The organism is Methylobacterium fujisawaense, assembly GCF_039619325.1.
Taxonomy (GTDB): Bacteria; Pseudomonadota; Alphaproteobacteria; order Rhizobiales; family Beijerinckiaceae; genus Methylobacterium; species Methylobacterium fujisawaense.
The window spans coordinates 2,546,824-2,569,792 of the sequence record NZ_CP155000.1 but is presented as its reverse complement, the minus strand read 5'-3'; the positions used below and the strand labels follow the sequence as shown (position 1 = coordinate 2,569,792).

Here is a 22,969-nt window from a genome sequence, read left to right as displayed (position 1 = left end):
GCGGCCGCCCAGGGCTTTCTGCGATCAGGTCCGCCGCTGCGCCTGGCCGTCCTGCTCCTCGAAGCCCTTGAGCATCTTGTCGAGGGTGAGCGGATAGTCCCGCACGCGGATCCCGGTGGCGTTGTAGATCGCGTTGGCGAGCGAGGCGCCTGCGCCGCAGATGCCGAGCTCGCCGAGTCCCTTGCTCTTCAGCGGGTTCGCCTTGTCGTCGAGTTCGGGCAGGAACACCGCGTCGATCGCCGGGAGGTCGGCGTGGACCGGCACATGGTACTCGGCCATGTCGTGGTTGACGAAGTAGCTGTAGCGCGGATCGACCACCGCATCTTCCATCAGAGCCGCCCCGACCCCGAAGGTCATGCCGCCGATCGCCTGACTGCGCGCCGTCTTGGCGTTGAGGATGCGCCCCCCGGTGAAGACCCCGAGCATCCGCCGCAACCGGATCTCACCGGTATCGACATCGACCCCGACCTCGGCGAAGTGCGCACCGTAGGAGTATTGCGAGAACTTCTCCTTCATCTCGCCGGGCTTGATCTCACCGGCGGCCTCCATGCCCGACCGGGCGAGATCGGTCAGCGACTCCGTCCGGTTGCCCGAGGTCACCGCGCCGTCGCGGAACACTGCCCCGTCCGGGTTCAGGTCGCCGGCCTTGAGCAGGGCCTGCCGGAGGTTGTCGCAGGCGACGTAGAGGGCAGAGCCCGCCGACGCAGCGCCGAACGAGCCGCCGGAACCCGAGGCGAAGGGAAAGTCGGTGTCGCCCATCTCGACGCGGACCCGCTCGGGCGGCAGGCCCAGCATCTCGCCGGCGATCTGGGTGAGGATCGTATAGGTGCCGGTCCCGGGATCGGTCATGGCCATGCGCACCACCAGCACGCCGTCCGGCCCGAGACGGACCTTGGCGGCGGAGGGCATCAGCGGGTTGAGGCGGGCGGCGGCCGACATGCCCATGCCCACGAGCCAGTTGCCGTCGCGGCGGCTGCCCGCCGCCTGCCGCTTGTCCCAGCCGAATAGGCGCGCCCCCTCGCGCATGCAGGGCACGAGCTGGCGGGTGGAGAACGGGACTTTCTTCTCGGGATCCTCGGCCGGCTCGTTGCGCACCCGCAGCTCGATCGGATCGACCTTCAGATGCTCGGCCAGCTCATCCATGGCGCACTCGAAGGCGAGCTGGCCCACGGCCTCGCCAGGGGCGCGCATCGACGAGGCGATGGGCATGTTGAGGTTCACGAGCCGATGGCGCGTGATCCGGTTCTGTGCCGCGTAGAGCGACCGGGTGACGTTGGCCGACGTCTCGAAGAACCCGTCGCCCTCGGCCGTGTCGGACCAGGATTCGTGGCTGATCGCCGAGAGCCGGCCGTCCTGATCGGCACCGAGCCTGATCCGCTGGATCGTGTCGGTCCGGTGGGTCCCGACGTGGAACTCCTGCTGCCGCGTGAGCGCGACCTTCACGGGGCGCTGGATCAGCTTCGAGGCCAACACGGCGAGCGTCGCCTCCGGCTGAGCCTGGAGCTTCGAGCCGAAGCCGCCGCCGATATAGGGGCTCACGATCCGCACCTTTTCGGGCGGCAGCTTGAGCACCGAGCCGAGCGCCTTCTGACCGCGGTTCAGCATCTGGTTGGCGGTGTAGAGCACCACGCCGTCGCCCTCCCACGACGCGATCGTGGCGTGCGGCTCCATCTGCGCGTGGATCTGGTTGGGCGTGACGTATTCCACGTCGAGCTTCACCGGCGCGGCCGCGAAGGCGGCGTCGAAGTCGCCGAGTTTCGAATCCGGCGGCGAATTGACGGGCTTCGGCTCGTAGGCCGCCGCCAGGTTGTCCTTGAGCAGCCCCTTGGGCTTGGCCGCGTCGTAGCGGACCCTCACCAGCATCGCGGCGGCGCGGGCCTGCTCGAAGGTCTCCGCCACCACGAAGGCGACGGGTTGCCCATAGAACGTGACCTTCGTCCCCTGGAGTTGCGGCCAGACCTGCTCCTTCTTCTCGCCCTGCTCGGGGACGTTCTCGTGGGTCATGACCAGGATCGTGCCGGGCGCCCGGCGGGCGGTCTCGGCGTCGATCGACGTGATGGTGCCGGCCGCAATCGTCGCCGGCACGATGAAGCCGTAGGCGGGGTTCTTCAGCGCCCGGGTCTCGTACGCGTAGGGGGCGTGGCCCGTGACCTTGAGCTTGCCTTCGACGCGGTCGAGCGGCTTCCCGACGAGCCCGTCGGCGCGGTCGTCGAGGGGCGTCCGGCCGATCGGCTGGTTCATCTCCATGGGGACGGTCCTTGATCGGGGGGCTTAAGCGCGGGTCGCCTGCGCCACCACGGCGCGCAGGGTCCGCCGGGTCAGCGGAATCTTGAAGTCGTTGCTGCCGTAGCCGCGGGCACCCTTCAGCACCGCGTCGGCGGCCTCATCCGCTGAGCCGGTCCGGACCAGGGCTTCTTCGGCCTCGGCCACCCGCCAGGGCTTGTGCGCCAGGCCGCCGAAGGCAAGCCGCGCCGCGCTCGGCTTGCCGCCCTCGGCGCCCGCGATCACCGCCGCCACCGAGACGGTCGCGAAGGCGTAGGACGCCCGGTCGCGGACCTTGCGGTAGATATGCATGCCGGCCACCGGCTTCGGCAGGGTCACGGCCGTGATGATCTCGCCCTTGCGCAGGTCGGTCTCGATCTGCGGGGTGTCGCCGGGGAGCCGATGGAAATCGGCGATTGGGATCCGTCGGGTCTCACCCGCCGGATCCATCGTCTCGACGGTGGCGTCGAGGGCCCGCATGGCGACAGCCATGTCGGACGGGTTGGTGGCGATGCAGGATTCGCTGGCGCCCACCACCGCCATGATCCGGTTGAACCCGCCGATCGCCGCGCAGCCCGAACCCGGCTCGCGCTTATTGCAAGGCATGGCCGTGTCGTAGAAATAGTAGCAGCGGGTCCGCTGGAGCAGATTGCCGGCGGTGGTCGCCTTGTTGCGCAGCTGCCCCGAGGCGCCGGCCAGCAGAGCCTTCGCCAGGACGGCGTAGTCCTTCCGGACCCGCGGCTCCGCGGCGAGGTCGGAGTTGCGCACCAGCGCACCGATACGCAGGCCGCCCTCCTGCGTGGCCTCAACCTTGTCGAGGGGCAGCCGGTTCACGTCGATCAGCGTGGCTGGCGTCTCGATCTGCAGCTTCATGAGGTCGAGCAGGTTGGTGCCGCCCGCGATGAACTTGGCGTTCGGCCGCTCGGCCGCGAGCTTGGCCGCGTCCTGAACCGTGGCGGGACGCTCGTAGGTGAAAGCCTTCATGTCCGCCCCCTCAGAGGTTGCTGGCGGCGGTGTCGCGGATCGCCGCGACGATGTTCGGGTAGGCGCTGCAGCGGCAGATGTTGCCGCTCATCCGCTCGCGGATCTCGGCGTCACTGAGCGTCGGGGTCGAGGCGAGATCCTCGGTGACGTGGCTCGGCCAACCGGCCTTGGCCTCGTTCAGCATGCCGACCGAGGAGCAGATCTGGCCCGGCGTGCAGTAGCCGCACTGGAAGCCGTCATGTTCCAGGAAGGCGGCCTGCATCGGGTGAAGCTTCTCGCCATCCGCGAGGCCCTCGATCGTGGTGACCTGATCGCCCTCGTGCATCGCCGCGAGCGTCAGGCACGCATTGATCCGACGCCCGTCCACCAGCACCGTACAGGCGCCGCACTGGCCGTGGTCGCAGCCCTTCTTGGTGCCGGTGAGAGCCAGATGCTCGCGCAGCGCATCGAGGAGCGTGGTGCGCGTGTCGAGGACGAGATCGTGCGGCTGCCCATTGATGGTGAGCCGTACCGGCATCGTCTGCGGGGCGGGATCTCCCGGCGCCGCCGCTGCGGGGGCCGGTCGGAAGCCGAGGGCGCCGAGCGCCCCGGCCGCCGCGCAGCCTTCCACCACGGCGCGCCGCGTCAGGGCGAACGGCTTCTTCGAAGTCGCGTCTGTCATGCTGCCATCCCGTCCGTGCGCCGCGCTCGACGGCGCGGCGCAACCTGGAATCCGGTGCGCCAACGTGCGGTCGTGCGGATTAGATCCAGTCCAGACTGCGCCCGTTCACCGCGGGCCGAGGTGGTCCGCTGGTCCATGGGCCGCCCTATCCGATCCGCGACGTGGGGGTAGAGAATCGGCCCAAGGCCGCGCGGCAGGGCCGGGCGTGGCGCCTCCGGGCCGCCGCGCTCCGCTTGCAAAGGACGCGATCATCGGAACGCGTCGCACCGCCGGCGTTTGGGTAGATCGGAAAGCGTTTCCGGAGGCTCACCCCATGGCCGTCCCGACTTTGGCCCTGAACGACGGGCGCCGCATCCCGCAGATCGGCTACGGCTGCTGGCAACTCTCCGACGCTCAGGCGCCGGACCTCGTCGGCCGGGCGCTTCGGGCCGGCTACCGCCTGATCGACACCGCCGCCGCCTACGGCAACGAGGCGGGCGTCGGACGTGGTATCCGCGATGCGCAGGTGCCGCGCGCGGAGGTCTTCCTCACCACCAAGCTCTGGAACGACCGCCAGGGACGCGACGAGGCGCGGCGTGCCTTCGACGAGAGCCTGCAGCGGCTCGGCCTCCCGTATGTCGATCTCTACCTGATCCATTGGCCGTGTCCGCAGCGGCGCCTGTTCGTCGAGACCTGGAAAACGCTGATCCAGCTCCGCGAGGAGGGGCGGGCCAAGTCGATCGGCGTCTCGAACTTCACAGCCGAGCACATCGCCACCTTGATCGGCGAGACCGGCGTGGCGCCTGCCGTGAACCAGATCGAGCTGCACCCGCATTTCCAGCGCAAGGCGCCGCGCGCTGACGACGCGCGTCACAGCATCGTGACCGAGTCCTGGAGCCCCCTCGGCCAGGGCAGGGAGCTGAACGACCCGGTCATCCTCGCGATTGCGAAGGCCCATGGGAAGACGCCCGCCCAGGTGGTGCTGCGCTGGCAGGTGCAGATCGGCTGCGTGGCGATCCCGAAGACCGCCCGGCCCGAGCGCATCCTCGAGAACATCGCGCTGTTCGATTTCGAACTCGGTGCCGGCGAGATGGAGGAGATCGCGGCTCTCGACCGCCCCGACGGCCGCATCGGCCCCGACCCGGCGTCCTTCTGCTGACCGGCATCCCTTCGGCGGCGCAGCGTAACATCGCGCCGCAAAAGATTTATGCTCACAGCTAGCATATCTGGACAGGCGCGTCCGGCGCCCATAAGTTAGACGGCACAATGCTCAAACTGAGCATAATGGAGGACGCCATGGCGGCGACCGTTGCACCCGTCTCCCGCACGCCCATCCCGGGCCTGCCGCTTCCGGATCTCTACGCCCGCGTCAGCCGGCACGTTCCCGCGATCGAGTGGCCGGCGCTCGCCCCCGACATCGAGGCGATCCTGCGCCTGAAGCGGGAGCGCAACGCGGTGATCCTGGCGCACAATTATCAGGCGCCCGAGATCTTCCACACGGTGGCCGACATCGTCGGCGACAGCCTCGCGCTCGCCCGCGAGGCGGTGAATGTCGACGCGGACGTGATCGTGCTGGCGGGCGTCCACTTCATGGCCGAGACCGCCAAGCTCCTGAACCCGGCCAAGACCGTGCTGATCCCCGACATGGGCGCGGGCTGCTCGCTGGCCGATTCGATCACGGCCGCGGACGTGCGCGGCCTGCGGGCGAAGTATCCGGGCGTGCCGATCGTGACCTACGTGAACACCTCGGCGGCCGTGAAGGCCGAGTCGGATTTGTGCTGCACCTCCGGCAACGCCGTCGCGGTGGTGAGGTCGCTGAACGCGCCCCGCGTGCTGATGATCCCGGACGAGTTCCTGGCGCAGAACGTCCAGGCCGAGATTCCCGAGGTCGAGATCCTGACCTGGGCCGGCCACTGCGAGGTGCACGAGCGCTTCACCCCGGCCGACATCCGCGAGGTCCGCGACAGCTATCCCGGCGTGATGGTGATCGCGCATCCGGAATGCCCGCCCGACGTGGTGGCCGAGTCCGACTTCTCCGGCTCCACCGCGATGATGATGGACTTCGTCGTCGAGAAGCGGCCGAAGCAGGTGGTGCTCGTCACCGAGTGCTCGATGGCCGACAACATCGCGGCGCAGAACCCGGATATCGAGTTCATCAAGCCCTGCAACATGTGCCCGCACATGAAGCGGATGAGCTTGGCGAACATCCGCCGCGCGCTGGAGACGATGACCCACGAGGTCACGGTCGATCCGGCGCTGGCCGACCGGGCCCGGGCGGCCGTGGAGCGCATGCTCCAGGTGCGCACGCGATGAACGCCGTCTCGCCCAGCACCGCCGACCGCGTCGTCGTGGTCGGCGGCGGCGTCGCGGGGCTCAGCGTCGCGCTGCGTCTCGCGCCCCGGCCGGTGACGCTGGTCACCGCGTCGGCCCTGGGCCTCGGCACCGCCACCGGCTGGGCGCAGGGCGGCATCGCCGCCGCGGTCGGCGCCGATGACGCGGCGGAACTGCACGCCGCCGATACGGAAGCGGCCGGCGCCGGGCTGACCGAGTCCGACGTCGCGCTCCGCGTGGCTCAGGAAGGGCCGGGCCTGATCGATTGGCTGGTGCGGATCGGCGTCCCGTTCGACCGGACCGACGATGCCGCGCTCGCGCTCGGGCTTGAGGCCGCGCATGGCCGCCGCCGCATCGTCCGCTCCGGCGGCGACGCGACCGGGGCGCGCGTGCTCGAAGGGCTGGTGCGGGCCGTTCTCGCTGCGCCGTCCGTCGAGATCGTCACGGCGCGGGCCTGCGACCTGCTCCGGGACGCGCGCGGGGCCGTGGCCGGCATCGTCGCCGAGCGCGACGGTGCCCTGTTCCGCATCCCGGCCCGCGCCGTGGTGCTGGCCACCGGCGGCGTCGGCGCCCTCTACGCGGCGACCACGAACCCGCCCGGCGCCGTCGGCCGCGGTCTGGCGCTCGCCGCCCGGGCCGGTGCCGTCATGCGCGACATGGAGTTCGTGCAGTTCCACCCGACCGCCATCGCGGCCGGCGCCGACCCGATGCCGCTCGCCACCGAGGCCCTGCGCGGGGAGGGCGCCCGACTCATCGACGAGACCGGCGCACCCGTCATGGCCGGTATCGCCGGCGGCGATCTCGCCCCCCGCGACGTCGTCGCCCGCGGCATCTTCCAGGCGCTGCAGCGCGGCCGCGCGGTCTATCTCGACGCCCGCGGGGCGCTCGGCGCCGCGATGCCGACGCGCTTCCCGACTGTGGCGGGACTCTGCGCCGCCGCCGGCATCGACCCGGCCGTGCAGCCGATCCCGGTCCGCCCGGCGGCGCACTACCACATGGGCGGGGTGAAGGTGGACGCGCACGGCGCCACATCGGTGCCGGGCATCTATGCCTGCGGCGAGGTCTCCTCCACGGGCCTGCACGGCGCCAACCGCCTCGCCAGCAACTCCCTGCTGGAAGGGCTCGCCTATGCCCGCTTCATCGCCGACGGGCTCGATGCGCCGCCGCCGGCGGCCATCGTGCCCCAGGCCGTGACCGCCCGCACCTCCGGTGACCTGACGGCGATCCGTGGCCTGATGGAGCGCCAGGTCGGGGTCGTGCGCGACGCCGCCGGCCTCGGGGGGGCGGTCGCCGCCCTGACGCCTCAGGCGGAATCCTGCGACGCCGCGCTGGTGGCGCTGCTGATCGCCCGCGGCGCGTTGGACCGCCAGGAGAGCCGCGGCGCCCATTGGCGCAGCGATCATCCGCATCTCGCAGCCGCAACCCATACCGAGACCACGCTGGCCGATCTCCGGGCGGCGCAGAGCGGCCGGACGGTCGCCGAGGAGGCCCTGACGCCATGACCCGATCGGTCTTCTCCGACGCGATCCTGCCCCTGCCGCGGCTCCTGGTGGAGCCGGTGGTGCGCGCCGCCCTGCTGGAGGATCTCGGCCGGGCCGGCGACATCACGACCGACGCCATCGTGCCCCCCGGCGAGCGGATGCGCGGCGTGATCGCCTCCCGCCAGGACGGCGTGATCTCCGGCACCGATGCCGCCGCCATCGCGTTCGAGCTGGTCGATCCGGCCGTCACCGTCACGGTCGAGCGCGGCGACGGCGCCCGCGTCGCACCGGGCGACGTGGTGCTGCACCTCGAGGGGCCGGCCCGCGCCATCCTCACCGCCGAGCGCGTCGCCCTGAACCTGCTCTGCCGGATGTCGGGCGTCGCCACGGCCACCCACGGCCTCGTCGAGGCGGCCCGCCCGCACGGCAAGGCCTCGATCGTCTGCACCCGCAAGACCACGCCGGGCCTGCGCGCCCTGGAGAAGCACGCCGTGCGGGCGGGGGGTGGTTCGAACCACCGCTTCGGCCTCGACGATGCCGTGCTGATCAAGGACAACCACGTGGCGGTGGCGGGCGGCATCGTGCCGGCCATCGAGCGCGCCCGCGCCCGGGCCGGACATCTCGTGAAGATCGAGTGCGAGGTCGACAGCCTGGAGCAACTGGAGGAGGCCCTTTCGGTCGGGGTCGACGCGGTGCTCCTCGACAATATGGGGCCCGACCAGCTCACCCGCGCGGTGGCGATGATCGACGGACGCGCGCTCTCCGAGGCGTCGGGCCGGATCACCCGCGAGACGGTGGGGGCGGTCGCGGCCTCGGGCGTCGACCTGATCTCCTGCGGCTGGATCACCCACTCGGCGGCGATCATCGACCTGGGTCTCGACGCGGCCTGAATGGGCGACCTCCGGGTCGCCGCGGGGATCCGCCGTCGGGCAGGGCTCGAAGATCATCACGTTCGGGTGACAAGTCTTCGTCATCAGCGCGGCTGAGACACCCGAAGTCTATCGCCGCGCGACCGACTCGCTAAGGTTTCGCCCAACCGCGACGCCATCGACCGGACGTGACCGTGAGCCAAGCCCTGCCCTCCGCGGCTGCCCCGGCGGTCGATCTTCCGGCGGCGCCGGTGGCGCGCAAACCCGGTGCCGTCCGACATGGGCCCGGCGCCGCGCTGATGCTGGGCGCGCTGGGCGTCGTGTACGGCGACATCGGCACGAGCCCGCTCTACGCGTTCAAGGAAGCCGTGAAGGCGGCGACCGCCGGCGGGGCCGCGGTGCCGGCGGCGGCCACGGGGGCGGTGTCGCTGATCCTGTGGTCGCTGATCCTGATCGTGTCGCTGAAATACGCGGTGCTGATCCTGCGCGCCGACAACCGCGGCGAGGGCGGCATCGTCGCCATGCTGGCGCTGCTCGGCACCCGGCAGGCCCGGCCGGGCACGGGGAAGGCGCTGCTTCTGGTGGTCGGTCTGGTGGGGGCGGCGCTGCTCTACGGCGACGGCGCGATCACCCCGGCGATCTCGGTCCTCTCGGCGATCGAGGGCGTGAAGGTCGATGCGCCGGCGCTCGGCCCGTACGTGGTGCCGATCACGCTCGTCATCCTGGTCGGGCTGTTCCTGGTCCAGCACAAGGGCGTGGCCGCCATCGGCCGCGTGTTCGGGCCCGTGATGCTCGTCTGGTTCGTCGTCCTCGTCCTGCTCGCGATCCCCAGCATCCTGCGCGCGCCGGAAATCCTGGCGGCAGCCAACCCGTTGCGGGCGGTGGACTTCCTGGTCCATGCCGGCTGGCATGTCAGCTTCCTGATGCTGGGTGCGGCCTTCCTGGCGGTGACCGGCGGCGAGGCGATGTATGCCGATCTCGGCCATTTCGGCGCCCCCGCGATCCGCTTCGCGTGGTTCGGGCTCGTGCTGCCCGCTCTGTTGATCCACTATTGCGGGCAGGGCGCCCTGATCATCGCCGATCCCGGTGCGATCGAGAATCCGTTCTATTGGCTCGCCCCCGACTGGGCCCATTATCCCCTGGTCGCCCTGGCCACGATGGCGACCGTCATCGCCTCGCAGGCGGTGATCTCGGGCGTCTATTCGTTGACCCAGCAATCGATCCAGCTCGGCTTCATGCCGATGATGCGGGTCGTCCACACAGACCGGGACGAGCGCGGCCAGATCTATGTGCCGGCGGTGAACTGGCTCCTGGCCGCAGCGACCCTCACGGCGGTGGTCGTGTTCGGCTCCTCCGACGCCCTGGCCGGGGCCTACGGCATCGCGGTCTCGGCCCTGATGGGCATCACCACGCTGCTCGCCGCGCTCATCGCGCTGCGCTGGGGCTACAATCCGATCCTGGTCTTCGCGGTCAACGGCGCCTTCCTCACCCTCGACGCCGTGTTCTTCGCCGCCAACAGCGTGAAGCTGTTCGAGGGCGGCTGGTTTCCGCTGCTGCTGGCCGCCGCGGTCGCCTTCCTGATGCTGACATGGATGACGGGCAACCGCGTTCTCGAATCCGTCCGCCAGACCATGCGGATGTCCGAGGCGACCTTCCTGGCCCGCCTGACCTCGCACCCGCCGGTGACGCTCCCGGGCACCGCGGCCTTCCTGACCGCCGCCACCGATGGCATCCCGATGGCCCTCGGCCGTCTGCTGGAGCGCAGCCGGTGCCTCCACGAGCGGATCCTCCTGATCACCGTCGTCTACGAGGAGGAGCCGGTCATTTGCGCCGCCGAGCGGGCGCAGGTGACGCTGGTTGCGCAGGGCATCCGCAAGGCGATCTCGAAGTATACGCCTGGCATGGAACGGGTCGTCCTGCGGTACGGCTTCATGCAGACCGCCTCGATCCCCGAGGGGCTGCGATGCGCCGTGGCGAGCGGCCTCCTGCCTCCGGAATACCTCGAGGACATCACCTACTTCGTGGGCCACGAGGTGGTCATCCCGTCGCCCACCCATCCCGGCATGGCGCCCTGGCGGGAGGCGATGTTCAGCTTCATGAAGCGCAATGCCGAGCGCACCGGCGCCCATTTCGGCCTGCCGACCCGGCAGATCGTCGAGGTGGGAACCGAGATCGAGATTTGAACCGGGGGCCCTGAACAGGGCCGCGCCGCGGCACGCCCGAAGGGCAGGGCCTCCACAGGCGACAGACCGCCATGACGGCGATGCCGAGCCCGCGCGGCGCATTGAAAACGGCCGCGTTCGCCAGCATATCGCCACCGCGATTTTCCCACAGCGGAGGCATGACCCGTGAGCGAGACGATTGAGCGGCACGAGTTCGGGGCGGAGGTAGGCCGGCTCCTCGACCTCGTCGTGCACGCGCTCTATTCCGACCGCGAGATCTTCCTGCGCGAACTCGTGGCCAACGCCGCCGACGCCATGGACCGGCGGCGGTTCGAGGCCCTGACTTCGGCGGCGAGCGCCCTGCCGGCGGACGCCAAGGTCCGCATCGCCCCCGACAAGGAGGCGCGGACCCTGACCGTGTCGGATGCCGGCATCGGCATGACCAAAGAGGATCTCGCCACCAACCTCGGCACCATCGCGCGCTCCGGCACGCGGGCCTTCTCGCAGACGCTGGAATCCGCCAAGGCCGAGGACCGGCCGAGCCTGATCGGCCAGTTCGGCGTCGGCTTCTACTCGGCCTTCATGGTCGCCGACCGGGTGACGGTGACGTCGCGCCGCGCCGGCAGCGACGAGGCCTGGACCTGGGCCTCCGAAGGCCAGGGCAACTACACCCTGGAGCCTGCCACCCGGGCGGAGCCCGGTACCGACATCGTGCTCCATCTGAAGGACGACGCCGACGAGTACCTGGAGCCTTACCGGCTCGACCATCTCGTGCGGAAATGGGCCGACTTCATCACCGTGCCGATCGCGGTCGTGCGCGACGGCAAGGACGAATCGGCCAATCAGGGCACCGCGCTCTGGCGCAAGGCGAAGTCCGAGGTCACCGAGGAGCAGTACGAGGCGTTCTACCACTCCATCGGCATGAACTTCGACAAGCCCTGGGCGACGCTCCACTGGCGCGCCGAGGGGCAACTCGAATTCGCCGCGCTGCTGTTCATCCCCGGTTCGAAGCCCTTCCAGGCGCTCGAGAACGAGCGGCAGAGCAAGGTCCGGCTCCACGTGCGGCGGATGTTCATCACCGACGAGGCCGAACTGCTGCCGCCCTGGCTGCGCTTCGTCCAGGGCGTGGTCGATACCGAGGACCTGCCCCTCAACGTGTCCCGCGAGATGCTGCAATCGACCCCGGCCCTGGCGCGGATCCGCCGCGCCGTGACCGGCCGCGTCGTGTCCGAACTCGCAACCCGCGCCAAGGACGCCGAGGGCTACCAGGCCTTCTGGGAGAATTTCGGCCCCGTCCTCAAGGAGGGCATCTACGAGGATTTCGAGCGCCGGGGTGAGATCGCCCCGCTCCTGCGCTTCCGCTCCTCGGCGGTGGAGGGCTGGACCTCCCTGCCGGATTACGTATCCCGCATGAAGGATGGCCAGGAGGCGATCTACTACCTCGTCGCCGACGATGCCGAGGCGCTGAAGTCGTCGCCCCAGCTCGAGGGCTTCAAGGCGCGCGGCCTCGAGGTGCTGCTGCTTTCCGATCACGTCGACGCCTTCTGGCCCGACCAGCTCGGCAGCTTCGAGGAGAAGCCGCTCCGCTCGATCACCAAGGGTGGGCTCGACCTGTCGAAGTTCGCCCTCGAGGGCGAGCAGCCGGAGGCGCCCGAGGGCATCGATGCGTTCGTGGCCGCCGTGAAGACCGCGCTGGGCAGCGAGGTCTCGGACGTGCGCACCACCGACCGGCTGGTCGACTCGGCGGTGGTCCTGTCCGCCGGGACCGGAGGCCCCGACCTGCAGATGCAGCGGCTCATGCGGCGGGCGGGGCGGGCCGGGGCCGGGCAGCCGGTCCTGGAGATCAACCCGCGCCATCCGCTGATTCGGGCGCTGGCCGCGGCGCCCGAATCGGAGGTGCCGCAGGCGGCCGGCACGCTCCTCGACCTCGCCCGCATCCAGGATGGCGACAGCCCCCGCGACCCGGCGGCCTTCGCCCGGACCGTGGCGGCGGCCCTGGCGGCGGCGCGCAGCGCGTAGGACTACGGAGACACGCGCCGGGCGCAGGCGGAAAGCCGCTCGCGGCGTGTGTCTCCACACACATCCGCGCCGGACGATTGTCGGTTCGGTTGATCATTCGGAAACGGTCGAGCCATAACTTCGCCACCGGTCGGGATCATTGCCCGGCCGATGGCGCGGGCGCGGTGGGGGCCGCAGGCGTCTGAGCCGAACCCTCTCGCGCGCGTCAGGCGCGCCTCACGGACGCTGCATGAACCCGGTCGAGGCTGAAGCCGGCAACGGACAGGCGGTCGCGGCGGCGCGGACCCGGGCCCATGCCCGGGCGTATCGCCACAGCGGACGCGTGCGCACCATGCGCCGCATGATTCCGGTGGTCGCCGGGGGCTCGGTGGCACTGCTGCTGGGGTACCTGTTCAATCCTTTCGCGGCCCAGCTGCCGGGCGTCTCGGTCGGTGCTGTGACGCTGGCGGGCTCGAAGGTCCGCATGGAGAATCCGCGGCTCTCGGGCTTCCGCCAGGGAACGCGCGGCTACGAGGTGACGGCGGACGCCGCCCTGCAGGACGTCCGCAAGCCGAGCCAGATCGAGCTGCAGCAGATGCGCGGCCACATCGCCACCGACGACCAGGGCGGCATCGCCCGGCTCTCGGCGGTGTCGGGCCTGTTCGACACGGCCCGCGAGGCGCTCGACCTGAAGGACGACATCCGGATCTGGACCGACAAGGGCGAGGAGGTGCGCCTGCGCTCGGCCGCCGTGGCGTTCAAGACCGGCGCCATCAGCTCGCAGGAGCCCGTCACCGTTTCGAGCCCGCGGGCCACCGTGAAGGCCGACACCCTCGACGTCGTCGAGAACGGCAAGCGGATCTCCTTCGTGGGCAAGGTCCAGGTGGTGATCCTCAACGAGGATCAGGCCGAGAAGCCGCAGGCCCGCATCCTGACGTCGGACGCCCAAGCCGCGGACGGTGCGCGATGAGCGCCGCCCGCATCGTCTGGGCCGCCCTGGCGGCGGGGCTGGTTCTCGCCGGCCCGGCTTTCGCCGAGAAGTCCGCGCGGAAAGATTCGCCCTTCGGGAATATCGGGGGCGGGGGCAAGGACCCGATCAAGATCGACGCCGACCGACTCGACGTGTTCGACCGGGAGAATAAGGCGATCTTCGCCGGCAACGTCGTGGCCGTGCAGGGCGACAGCACCATCCGGTGCTCGACCATGACGGTCACCTACAAGCGCGGCAAGGACGCGCCCGGCAAGGGTGCCAAGGGCGAGGCGAAGGAGGAGGGGGCCGAAGCGGCGCCCCGGAATCCCGCCGAGAACGGGATCCAGAAGGTCGATTGCGCCGGTCCGGTGACGGTGGTGCAGAAGGATCAGGTCGCCACCGGCGACCATGCGGTGTTCGATCAGGACGCCAAGCGGATCGTGCTGACCGGCAATGTCGTCCTGAGCCAGTGCCAGAACGTCACCCGCGGCCAGCGGCTCGTCTACGACATGAACACCGGGCGCGCGAACATGGACCCGGTGGCGGGCGGCCGCGTCTCGGCCCTGTTCGTGCCCGGCGAGAAGTCCGACGCCAAGGACGGCAAGGCGAAGGGCTGCACGCAGCCGCCGCCCAGGCCGAAGGCGCAGGTCGATTGAGCGGCGCCGTGGCGTTCCAGGCTGGCCCGCAGGACCCGGCGGGCCGAACGAGCTGGCTCGGCCGCCTGTTCGGCCGGCGCGCGCGGCAGCCGGACGCGTCCGAGGCCGAGGGCTGGTCCGCGGCCGAGGCGGGCGGCCTCGGCATCCTCAGCGTGAGCGGCCTGCGTAAGAGCTACGGCGCCCGCACGGTGGTCCACGAGGCCGGGCTCACCGTCCGCACCGGCGAGGCCGTGGGACTGCTGGGCCCGAACGGCGCCGGCAAGACCACGATCTTCTACATGATCACCGGGCTGGTGGCGGCCGATCGCGGCCACATCACCCTGGACGGCCTGCCGATCACGCACCTGCCCATGTACCAGCGGGCGCGGCTCGGGATCGGCTATCTGCCGCAGGAGGCCTCGATCTTCCGCGGGCTCACCGTCGAGGACAACATCCGCGCGGTGCTGGAGGTGGCCGAGCCCGACCGCAAGGCGCGCGCCCGCAAGCTCGATTCCCTATTGGAGGAGTTTGACATCGCGCGCCTGCGCAAGTCGCCCTCGATCGCGCTCTCGGGCGGCGAGCGGCGGCGTTGCGAGATCGCCCGGGCGCTCGCCTCCTCGCCGACCTTCATGCTGCTGGACGAGCCCTTCGCGGGCATCGACCCGATCGCGGTGGGCGACATCCAGGATCTAGTGAAGCACCTGAAGCAGCGCGGCATCGGCGTGCTGATCACCGACCACAACGTCCGCGAGACGCTGGGCCTGATCGACCGGGCCTACATCGCCCATTCCGGCCGCATCCTCACCGAGGGCACGCCGGAGGAGATCGTCGCGAACCCCGATGCGCGGCGCCTGTATCTCGGCGAGGATTTCAGGCTTTAGGCCGGACTTCGCTATTACCAGGGGAGCGAAGACGGGGCGGAGGCGGCCGCGCCTCACCCCTTCCAGTTCTTGAGCGCCGCGAACGGGCTGTCGGAACCCGCGGGCTTCTCCGGGTTCAGCACCGGCTCCACCTGCGCGATGGCGTCCGCCATCGAGAAGGCGGAGCCGCTCTGGAGCCGGCCGCCCGCCGCGTCGCGGTGGCCGCCGCCGCGGAACAGGCGGGCGCCGTCGAGCGCCGTGCCGTCGTTGGAGCGGAACGACAGCGTGCCCATCCGCTGGACGTTGACCACGCGCTTCGCGCGGCCCGCATCCATGATCAGGTCGGAGACCCGCTGGAAGGTGCCCGAATCGAGGGCGAAGGACAGGAGCGTGCCGTCCTTCAGCGGGCGGAACAGGGCGTCCGAGCGGGCGAGCGCCCGGGCGAGGCGCATGCGCGTGGTCAGCGTCGGATCGTCGTCGGGCGCCTCGCGCAGCAGGGCGTCGACCACGCTGGTGCGGATCGCCGAGGCGCGCCGCTCGAGTTCGGCCGGGTTGGCGCCGTCCCGCAGGGACGCGGCGGCCGCGAGCAGGATGTCGGACACGAACCGGTCGTGCCAGGGATGACCGACCGGTACGTAGCTCGACACGACTTCCCAGAACAACTCGTCCAGGGCGAGCCCGCCGCGGAAGGCCGGGCTTTCTTTGCGCCAGAGGTCGACGGCATCGACCGCGGACAGCAGGCTCGACAGGTCGGTCGCGGGTTCGTGCGTGGCGAACAGGGCCCGGTGTTCGAAGGTCATCCGCGTGGCGCAGATGTCGTCCTCGATCAGCACGGCGATCTCGGGATCGCCCAGATCGATCCGGTGGAGCGCCGGGCGCGCTGCATCGGCGGTCGCCTCCAGGCCCAGCCGGCGCATCTGGTCGAGGGACGAGGCGTGGTGGTCGAGGACCACGAGGCGGTGCTTCTGCCCGTCCTCCCGGCGCCGGTTCATCGCGGCGAACTTCCTCAGGCCCGCGATGGTCTGCTCCTCCAGGCCGAGATCCGTCATCAGCAGGATCTCGCGCTCCGCCGCGCGGCCGAGACGCTTGATCTCGTCCTCGAAGACCGGGCCGACATCGCTGTAGCGGGGCACGTGGACGACGCGCTCGACCGTGGCGCAGGCGGCGGCGACCGTGGAGGCGCCGTAGCCGTCGAGGTCGTGGTGGGTGATCTGGATCAGGCGCAACGGTCCGGACTCGAAGGATGACGGAGCGGCCGGTCTACGACGCCCGGCGCCGCGAGGCGAGGGGTGGCGGACCTTCCGTCCGGCGGCGTTCGGTGCAGAATGGTGCCGGGCCGCCACGAGTCGCACAGGACCGGCCGGCCACGGAGACCCTCAAGGGGCCCGCAATTCTGGGAGGATACGATGGCCTTGGCCGCAACGCCGCGCGTGCGCCGCATCCAGACGATCTCGCTTGCCCTTCTCGTGACGGCGGGCGTCGTCAACTACGTCGACCGGGCCACCCTGGCGGTGGCCAACCCGCTGATCCGGGAGGATCTCGGCCTCTCGATCCCCGAGATGGGCTTGCTGCTCTCGGCCTTCCTCTGGGCCTACGCCTTCGCACAGCTGCCGGCCGGTGTGCTCGCCGACCGGTTCGGACCGCGCCTGACGCTGACGCTCGGCCTGACCTGCTGGTCGTTCGGCCAGATGCTCGGCGGCGCGGTGACGTCGTTCTGGCAGTTCGTGAGCGCGCGGATCGTGCTCGGCATCGGCGAGGCGCCGCATTTCCCGACCTGCGCCCGGGTCTCCCGCGACTGGTTCAACATCCGCCAGCGCGGCACCGCCACGGGGATCTGGAACTGCGCCTCCTCGCTCGGGACCTTCCTGGCCCTGCCGCTGCTGACCTTCCTCATGGTGAGCTTCGGCTGGCGGGCGATGTTCGTGATCATGGGGGCGGTCGGCCTCCTGCTCGCCGCGATCGTCTACGGGGTCTTCCGCAACCCGCGCGAGAACGACCTGACGCCGGGAGAGCGCGCCTTCTTGGAAGAGGGCGATGCCCCGAATGCCAGCCGCCCGGTCACCTGGAGCACGTGGCGCCGGCTCTTCGGGTTCCGCACCAGCTGGGGGATGATCGTCGGCTATTTCGGCTGCATCTACATGACGTGGCTCTACACCGCGTGGCTGCCGAGCTACCTCGAGATCGAGCGGCACTTCACCCTGCAGAAGACCGGCCTCGTCGGCTCGATCCCCTTCGCCTTCGGCGTGCTGGGCGGGATCCTGGGCGGCCGCGTGGTCGACATGCTGGTCCGCCGGGGCGTCGACCCGATCCGCAGCCGCAAGATCCCGATGGTCGGATCCCTGGTGGCGACTGCCGCCTGCACGGTCGTGGCGGCGCTGACGCCGAGCGACACCCTCGCCATCGCCTGCATTTCGGCCTCGCTCTTCCTCGTCTACGTGAGTTCGTCGTCGGCCTGGGCGATGGCCTCCGTGGCGGCGCCGGCCAGCTGCACGGCGTCGCTCGGCGCGATGCAGAATTTCGGCGGCTATATCGGCGGCGCCCTGGCGCCGACCGTGACGGGCTTCATCGTCGGCGGCACGGGCCATTTCTCGATGGCCTTCATCACCGGGGCGGTGATCGCCCTGGTGGCGGCGCTCGGCTACTGGACGCTGATCCGGGATCCCATCGCCGACGAGGCGCCGGAGGGTCCGGTGGTCGGTCAATTCAGGGCCGCGCAATAAGCCGGCGGACGGTCTCTGCTGGCGTCACCCCCGCAGGTTCGGGGCAGCCAGGATCAGGTCCCGGAGATGCGTGCGGGCCGTGAAGCTGCCGCGCATCAGGTCCACGAAGGTGGCGGCCGGTCCGTCCCAGTCGTGGCGCGCGGCATGGGCCCGGGCGGCGGTCGCGTCGAAGGGCAGCCGCCCCTCGATCGCCGCGCCCATCAGTTCGGCGAGCCGATCCACCCGGTCGGGGGCGTCGGGGTCGAAGTAGCTCGCCGCGCTGCCGCCGGCCTCCGGGATGGCCGTCAGGCTCGAGGCGATGACCGGCGTCCCCCGGGCGAGGCTGTCGAGGACCGGGATGCCCCAGCCCTCGCCGCGGCTCGGGAAGACCAGGGCTGCGGCCCGGGCGTAGAGGTCGGAGAGCCCCCGGTCGTCGATGCCGGCGATGTGCACCGCGTCCGGCGTCCGGGCGAGGCGGTCCAGGGTCTCGGGCCGCTCGCCGTCACCCTTGCCCACCACGATGAGCCGCGCCCCGCCCTCCGGCAGCCGCGCGAAGGCATCGAGGACGAGACCGAGATTCTTCCTCGGCTCCAGCCGGCCGACCATGAGCAGGTACGGCCGCCCGTCCGCAAGCGGGGTCCGCTCCGAGACCGCCTGCGGCGGGGTCGAGCCGCAGCGCACCTCGGCGATGCGGTGGCGTTCGATGCCGTAGACCTTGGCGATGGAGTCGCGGCTGTAGTCGGAGATGGTCAGAACCAGCTTGGCGCGCCGGGCCGAGAGCCGGGTCAGGATCTTGTTCCGCCAGCGCATCGACCAGGGAAAGAATTCGGGGTGAGTCTCGAACAGGATGTCGTGGACCACCACCACCTGCCGGTCGCCCGGCACCAGCGGCGGGGCGATGTAGGTGGTGAGCAGCGTGTCCAGGCGATCCCGCAGGAACAGCCACGGCCAGACCAGGGTCAGCCGCACGGTCGCGGGGACCCGCGGCAGCCGCCGGTGCTCGATGTTGTCTCCCGAGACGATGCGGGCGCAGGCCTCCGGATCGCCCGAATAGACCACGTAGGTGGCGTCGGGGTGCTGGGCGGCGGCCCGGCCGATGATGTTCACGAGCCAGGTCCGGCTGCCCTGCGGCTTGCCGGTGAGCACGTGCGCGTCGATGCCGATGCGAAGCATATCAAGGGCTCCTGTAGGCGCCGAAGGTCGGGGCCTCTCCGGGGGCGTAGGCCCGGCCGGCGATGTCGCGGGTGGCGCCGAGCGGGACGCCGGCGCGGGCGGGGGCGGCGGTCAGGGCGAGGCCGCCGGTCATCGGGCTTGCAGGATCGCGGAAGGCGGGCGTGCCGGTGAGGTCGGGCCCCTGGCCGTTGAGCGGCAGGCTCGTCCCGTCGCCGGTGGCCTGATTGCCCCAGCGGTAGAGCGGGGCGCCAACGGCGCTGCCGAGGAAGTTCGGGCCGATCGCGTTGTTGTTGTCGGTGGTGGTCGCCTCGACCACGATCGCGGCCACGTTCGGCCGGGTCGCGTAGGCGATATTGTTGATCACCCGGTTGTTCGACGTGCGGTCGACCTGCTTGGTGTAGTCGGAGGCGAGCACGATCTCGCCGCGATAGACGTGCTTGCCGCCGGAATCGCGCATGTTGCCGGTGGTCGTATTGTTCACCACCGTGTTGGAGCCGGCGTCGAACAGGTTGATCCCGGCGCCGTCATTGTCGGCCGCGACGTTGAACGCGACGATGTTGCCGTCACACCACTGGTCGATCTGGATGCCGTTGCCGTCCTGGCCGGTGGTCTCCTTCTGGCCGGTGACGATGTTGTACCGGATGGTGTTGCGGTCGCCCGCGTCCTGGGCGGCGTCCTTGGCGTAGACGTGGATGCCGGAGGTGCCCGACATCCCGACGCCGTTGCCCGAGACCCGGTTGCCCTCCACCACGTAGCCGGAGCCGTTGATCTCCATTCCGTGGATGCCGTTGCCGGTCACGGTGTTGTCGAGGATGTAGCTCGGGTCCTCGGGGGGCGCGTTGATGACGTCGACGGCGACGCCGTGGGTCTGGTTGTCGGAGAGGGTGTTGCCGGTGATCCGGTGCCCGGCGCCCGCGCCGTCGCCGATCCAGATGCCGAGGCCGGACCGGGACACGGTCGAGCCCGCGACCGTCACGTGGCTCGACCCCCGGCGGATGATGAAGCCGGAATTCACCGCGCCCTGCACGGTCAGGCCGGTGACCGTCACGTAGGCGGCGTTCTCGAACACCACCGAGTTGGACAGGCGCGGTTGCGTGCCGGTTTCGGCCGCCACCGTGACCGGCGCGGCCTCGGTCCCGCGGGATCCGATGAAGACGACGTCGCCATAGCTGCCGCCGCGGACCAGCACGGTCGAGCCGGGGCCGAGGGTGGCGAAGGACACGTCGGCGAGGCGCGCCACCGTGGTGTAGCCGGGCTTCGTGCCGCCGGCAGGATCGACCAGGATGTTCTGCTGCACCTGCGCGCCGGCCGGGCCGCAGGCGGCCAGGACCGGCAGGACCAGCGCCGCGAGGGCGCTGCCGAGGATCGTGCGGGGCTGTCTCATGCCGCGAGCGCCCGGGCGATGGCGAGCCGCTTGCGCCGCTGAAACAGCCGGCGCCACACGCTGCGGCCGGCCTCCGGGCTGATCCGCGTCAGCGCGCGGGCCGCCATCTGCCAGCCGGGCAGCAGGGCCTGCGGCATCGCGAGGTCGGCAACCCGGTGGCGTGCCGCCGCGCCGAGCGGCGGCGGCCCGACCAGGCCGAGCCGGCCGAGATCCGCGACGAGGTCCGGGCGCTTGCGGTACCACAGCACCAGGGCTGCGCCCTCGCGCTCTGCGATGCGCAGATAGGCCGCCTCGTCCAGGAGGTGATGGTGATAGCCGAGCGCCTCGGGGGCGTAGAACAGGCGCATGCCGCGCCGGGCCAGCCGCTCGCCGAGCTCGATATCCTCGTGCCAGAACAGCTTCGGGTCGAAGCCCCCGGCCTCTTCCAGGAAGCCCCGGTCGACGCTGACGTTGCAGGTCAGGAACGCGTCCCAGCCGACCTCGTCGCGGCCCGCGAGCGCATCGTAGGAGGCGTCGTGGTGAAGCGCCGAGAACGGCGAGAACGGCAGGGCCGGGTCGATGGTCATGCGCCCGAGGATCGCGGTCCTCCGTCCCCCCCGCCGCGCATGGGCGCGCCGGTGCGCCTCGACGAGGCCCGGCACCGGGATGGTGTCGTCGTTGACGATCAGGAGGCGCTCGCCCCGGGCCGCCGCAATGGCGTGGTTGCGGGCGGCGTTGGCGCCGGCATTCTCCTGGCGCAGATGGACCACCGGGATCCGGGCCGTCGCTACGGCGCGGTCGATGACCGCTCCGGTGCCGTCCGTCGAGCCGTCGTCGCAGACCACGATCTCGAAGAGCGCGTCCGTCTCCTGCCGATCGAAGGCCCAGAGGCACAGGCGCAGCGTGTCGGCGCGGTTGTAGGTCGGGATGATGACCGAGAGCACGGGATCATCGCTCATGACGAGGCTTCCGGAAGCGGGAGGGGGAGGGGATCGGTCGGGGGGCGGCGCAGGCACAGCCACCCGACCAGGGCGGCCGAGACGGCCGCGACGGCGGGGACCGTCCCGGGCGCCAGCGCGGCGGGGCCGGCCGCCCAGGCGAGGGCGGTGAGGAGGCCCGGCGCAGCCAGGATCGGGATGTCCGCCAGCGCCAGGGGCGGTCCGGCCTGCCGCCAGAAGGCATGGGCCAGCACGAGGAGCATCGCGGCCTCCGCGAGCAGCGCCGCGAGCGCCGCGCCGAGCAGGGAGTTCCAGGGGATCAGCAGCGTGCAGGCGATGAGGTTGGTGGCGCAGGCCGCCGCGCTCCCGCGTACCGCGAAGCCGGTCCGCCCCAGCGGCACGAGGCCCGCGAACAGGATCGTGGCCGCGATCAGCAGGACGCTCATCCCGGTGGCGATGCGCAGCACCGGGACGGCGCCGGGGAAGTCCGGCCCGAAGGCGAGGCGCACGATCGGCTCCGCGAGGGCGCAGGCCGCCACCGCTCCCGCGCAGGAGGCGGCCAGGATCGGGACCAGCGCGGTGCGAACCCGGGTCCGCAGCGCTGCCGTCCCGGTCCGCGGCCGTCCGTCAACCAGGGGGCCGACGGCCCGTCCGAAGACCGGCACGAGCGGCGCACACAGGGTGATCGCCACCGCAGCCCCGAGCTCGAAGAACCGGAAGCCGGCTGTGAACTGGCCGAGCTCGGCCGCGCCCGCGAAGGCGGCCAGCATCATGAGGCTGATCCGGCCGTTGAGCGAACCGAGGGCATTCGCGACGCCCACGCCCGCCGCGGCCCGGATGGTCGCCAGGGCCTGCGGCAGGGGAGCGAGGCGGGCGGGCACGAGGCGCAGCGCGAGCGCCAGTCCCACGGCGCCGTAGGCGATGCCTGCGCCGACCGCCGCAAGGCTCAGGGCCGCCTCCGGAAGCTGCAACCGGAGCGCGAGCGCGGTCCCGCCGATCAGGATGACGGCGTTGGCGAGCGCCGGCCAGACGGACCAGCCGGGCCGCCCGCAGACCTGGAACAGGGCGTCGAGGAAGCGGGCGGCCGCGAGGGGCATCAGCAGGGCGGCCAGCGCCAGCGCGGGCTGGATCGCGTCCGGCAGCATCGGCAGGATGCAGAGCAGCGCCGCGCCGGTCCCGAGACCGAGGACGAGACGCGCCGACAGCATTCGGCCGAACTCGGCCGCCCGCATCTCGGGTTCGATCGCACCGAGGCGCGCCCCGAAGGTCAGGGTCGTGCCGAAATCCGCCGCGATCAGCGCCACCGCCAGGATCGCCAGGGCGAGGCCGTAGCGACCGAGGGCCGCCGGCCCGGCCATGTGCCCGACCATCACGAAGGCTGCGAGGCCTGCCGCAAGGTAGACGCCGCGGCCGGCAGCCTGCCCGAGCAGATTCGCACCATAACGGAGCCCGCCGGCCCGTCCGCGCCCCGACAATCGGTTTACCAAGCGGATCATCTCTCGGTGACGTCTGACTGAAAACTGCGACCTACGATTGCATCGTGGCAGGCTGCGTATGGCTTGCAACCGGTGTCTCAATTTATGGTTGCAGAGTTATCGCGTTGG

The 22,969-nt window shown here is 71.1% G+C and carries 18 protein-coding genes; 10 read left to right on the top strand and 8 right to left on the bottom strand.

Features of this window, described 5'->3' with window-relative positions; genetic code table 11:
* Positions 1-24: 24 nt before the first annotated feature.
* The 3 genes from ABC766_RS12120 to paoA are packed head-to-tail and all read right to left on the bottom strand — an operon-like array spanning position 25 to position 3,907.
* Positions 25-2,247, bottom strand: coding sequence for a xanthine dehydrogenase family protein molybdopterin-binding subunit (locus tag ABC766_RS12120; RefSeq protein WP_345822336.1), 2,223 nt, complete (start codon positions 2,245-2,247; stop codon positions 25-27).
* A 24-nt stretch (positions 2,248-2,271) separates the two neighbouring features.
* A complete protein-coding gene (locus ABC766_RS12115) occupies positions 2,272-3,246 on the bottom strand; it encodes a xanthine dehydrogenase family protein subunit M (protein WP_345822335.1) in 975 nt (324 codons plus the stop codon).
* A 10-nt stretch (positions 3,247-3,256) separates the two neighbouring features.
* Positions 3,257-3,907 (bottom strand): aldehyde dehydrogenase iron-sulfur subunit PaoA, encoded by a 651-nt coding sequence (paoA, locus tag ABC766_RS12110; protein ID WP_043760372.1) that lies wholly within the window; start codon positions 3,905-3,907, stop codon positions 3,257-3,259.
* Positions 3,908-4,220: 313 nt separating this feature from the next.
* Between paoA and ABC766_RS12105 the strand changes: the two genes are divergently transcribed.
* The 9 genes from ABC766_RS12105 (at position 4,221) to lptB (ending at position 15,213) form a co-directional block, all read left to right on the top strand.
* The gene (locus ABC766_RS12105) at positions 4,221-5,045 is read left to right on the top strand and encodes an aldo/keto reductase (RefSeq protein ID WP_342143046.1); all 825 of its coding nucleotides are present in this window, start codon (positions 4,221-4,223) and stop codon (positions 5,043-5,045) included.
* 137 nt (positions 5,046-5,182) lie between these two features.
* Positions 5,183-6,199, top strand: coding sequence for a quinolinate synthase NadA (gene nadA / locus ABC766_RS12100; RefSeq protein ID WP_345822334.1), 1,017 nt, complete (start codon positions 5,183-5,185; stop codon positions 6,197-6,199).
* Positions 6,196-7,719, top strand: coding sequence for an L-aspartate oxidase (locus tag ABC766_RS12095; protein ID WP_345822333.1), 1,524 nt, complete (start codon positions 6,196-6,198; stop codon positions 7,717-7,719). Before nadA ends, ABC766_RS12095 begins: the two co-directional genes overlap by 4 nt.
* Positions 7,716-8,588: a carboxylating nicotinate-nucleotide diphosphorylase gene (nadC, locus tag ABC766_RS12090; RefSeq protein WP_345822332.1), complete on the top strand. Its 873-nt coding sequence runs from the start codon at positions 7,716-7,718 to the stop codon at positions 8,586-8,588. The genes ABC766_RS12095 and nadC overlap by 4 nt, the downstream gene beginning before the upstream one ends.
* 173 nt (positions 8,589-8,761) lie before the next feature.
* Positions 8,762-10,750 (top strand): potassium transporter Kup, encoded by a 1,989-nt coding sequence (locus tag ABC766_RS12085; RefSeq protein WP_427902305.1) that lies wholly within the window; start codon positions 8,762-8,764, stop codon positions 10,748-10,750.
* 165 nt (positions 10,751-10,915) lie between these two features.
* Positions 10,916-12,748: a molecular chaperone HtpG gene (gene htpG / locus ABC766_RS12080; protein WP_287089842.1), complete on the top strand. Its 1,833-nt coding sequence runs from the start codon at positions 10,916-10,918 to the stop codon at positions 12,746-12,748.
* A gap of 229 nt (positions 12,749-12,977) precedes the next feature.
* Entirely contained in the window at positions 12,978-13,697 is a 720-nt protein-coding gene (lptC, locus tag ABC766_RS12075) for an LPS export ABC transporter periplasmic protein LptC (protein ID WP_345822331.1), read from the top strand.
* On the top strand, positions 13,694-14,353 hold the full coding sequence (locus ABC766_RS12070) for an LptA/OstA family protein (RefSeq protein WP_043386965.1): 660 nt from the start codon (positions 13,694-13,696) through the stop codon (positions 14,351-14,353). Before lptC ends, ABC766_RS12070 begins: the two co-directional genes overlap by 4 nt.
* Before the next feature lie 8 nt (positions 14,354-14,361).
* On the top strand, positions 14,362-15,213 hold the full coding sequence (gene lptB, locus ABC766_RS12065) for an LPS export ABC transporter ATP-binding protein (RefSeq protein WP_403090610.1): 852 nt from the start codon (positions 14,362-14,364) through the stop codon (positions 15,211-15,213).
* Positions 15,214-15,266: 53 nt separating this feature from the next.
* On the opposite strand, the gene ABC766_RS12060 is transcribed toward lptB, so the two are convergent.
* The gene (locus tag ABC766_RS12060) at positions 15,267-16,418 is read right to left on the bottom strand and encodes a dimethylmenaquinone methyltransferase (protein WP_345822330.1); all 1,152 of its coding nucleotides are present in this window, start codon (positions 16,416-16,418) and stop codon (positions 15,267-15,269) included.
* A 180-nt stretch (positions 16,419-16,598) separates the two neighbouring features.
* Here ABC766_RS12060 and ABC766_RS12055 point away from each other — a divergent pair, with 180 nt between their 5' ends.
* The gene (locus ABC766_RS12055; protein ID WP_345822329.1) at positions 16,599-17,912 is read left to right on the top strand and encodes an MFS transporter; all 1,314 of its coding nucleotides are present in this window, start codon (positions 16,599-16,601) and stop codon (positions 17,910-17,912) included.
* A 24-nt stretch (positions 17,913-17,936) separates the two neighbouring features.
* Here ABC766_RS12055 and ABC766_RS12050 read toward each other — a convergent pair whose 3' ends face one another.
* From ABC766_RS12050 to ABC766_RS12035, 4 genes are read right to left on the bottom strand one after another with little or no spacing between them, the layout of a single operon-like run.
* Positions 17,937-19,064, bottom strand: a complete 1,128-nt coding sequence (locus ABC766_RS12050) for a glycosyltransferase family 1 protein (RefSeq protein ID WP_345822328.1) — start codon at positions 19,062-19,064, stop codon at positions 17,937-17,939.
* Position 19,065: 1 nt separating this feature from the next.
* The gene (locus ABC766_RS12045; RefSeq protein ID WP_345822327.1) at positions 19,066-20,448 is read right to left on the bottom strand and encodes a right-handed parallel beta-helix repeat-containing protein; all 1,383 of its coding nucleotides are present in this window, start codon (positions 20,446-20,448) and stop codon (positions 19,066-19,068) included.
* The gene (locus tag ABC766_RS12040; RefSeq protein WP_345822326.1) at positions 20,445-21,386 is read right to left on the bottom strand and encodes a glycosyltransferase family A protein; all 942 of its coding nucleotides are present in this window, start codon (positions 21,384-21,386) and stop codon (positions 20,445-20,447) included. Before ABC766_RS12040 ends, ABC766_RS12045 begins: the two co-directional genes overlap by 4 nt.
* Positions 21,383-22,861, bottom strand: a complete 1,479-nt coding sequence (locus ABC766_RS12035) for a lipopolysaccharide biosynthesis protein (protein ID WP_345822325.1) — start codon at positions 22,859-22,861, stop codon at positions 21,383-21,385. The genes ABC766_RS12040 and ABC766_RS12035 overlap by 4 nt, the downstream gene beginning before the upstream one ends.
* Between the last annotated feature and the right edge of the window lie 108 nt (positions 22,862-22,969).

What these genes read in the sequence shown, in the direction of transcription:
- paoA (WP_043760372.1), bottom strand. Translation starts at nt 3,907, where the DNA reads ATGACAGACGCGACTTCGAAGAAGCCGTTCGCCCTGACGCGGCGCGCC.
- ABC766_RS12055 (WP_345822329.1), top strand. Translation starts at nt 16,599, where the DNA reads ATGGCCTTGGCCGCAACGCCGCGCGTGCGCCGCATCCAGACGATCTCG.
- nadC (WP_345822332.1), top strand. Translation starts at nt 7,716, where the DNA reads ATGACCCGATCGGTCTTCTCCGACGCGATCCTGCCCCTGCCGCGGCTC.
- ABC766_RS12045 (WP_345822327.1), bottom strand. Translation starts at nt 20,448, where the DNA reads ATGAGACAGCCCCGCACGATCCTCGGCAGCGCCCTCGCGGCGCTGGTC.
- ABC766_RS12105 (WP_342143046.1), top strand. Translation starts at nt 4,221, where the DNA reads ATGGCCGTCCCGACTTTGGCCCTGAACGACGGGCGCCGCATCCCGCAG.
- ABC766_RS12120 (WP_345822336.1), bottom strand. Translation starts at nt 2,247, where the DNA reads ATGGAGATGAACCAGCCGATCGGCCGGACGCCCCTCGACGACCGCGCC.
- ABC766_RS12050 (WP_345822328.1), bottom strand. Translation starts at nt 19,064, where the DNA reads ATGCTTCGCATCGGCATCGACGCGCACGTGCTCACCGGCAAGCCGCAG.
- lptC (WP_345822331.1), top strand. Translation starts at nt 12,978, where the DNA reads ATGAACCCGGTCGAGGCTGAAGCCGGCAACGGACAGGCGGTCGCGGCG.
- nadA (WP_345822334.1), top strand. Translation starts at nt 5,183, where the DNA reads ATGGCGGCGACCGTTGCACCCGTCTCCCGCACGCCCATCCCGGGCCTG.
- ABC766_RS12035 (WP_345822325.1), bottom strand. Translation starts at nt 22,861, where the DNA reads ATGATCCGCTTGGTAAACCGATTGTCGGGGCGCGGACGGGCCGGCGGG.
- ABC766_RS12040 (WP_345822326.1), bottom strand. Translation starts at nt 21,386, where the DNA reads ATGAGCGATGATCCCGTGCTCTCGGTCATCATCCCGACCTACAACCGC.
- ABC766_RS12115 (WP_345822335.1), bottom strand. Translation starts at nt 3,246, where the DNA reads ATGAAGGCTTTCACCTACGAGCGTCCCGCCACGGTTCAGGACGCGGCC.
- ABC766_RS12095 (WP_345822333.1), top strand. Translation starts at nt 6,196, where the DNA reads ATGAACGCCGTCTCGCCCAGCACCGCCGACCGCGTCGTCGTGGTCGGC.
- ABC766_RS12070 (WP_043386965.1), top strand. Translation starts at nt 13,694, where the DNA reads ATGAGCGCCGCCCGCATCGTCTGGGCCGCCCTGGCGGCGGGGCTGGTT.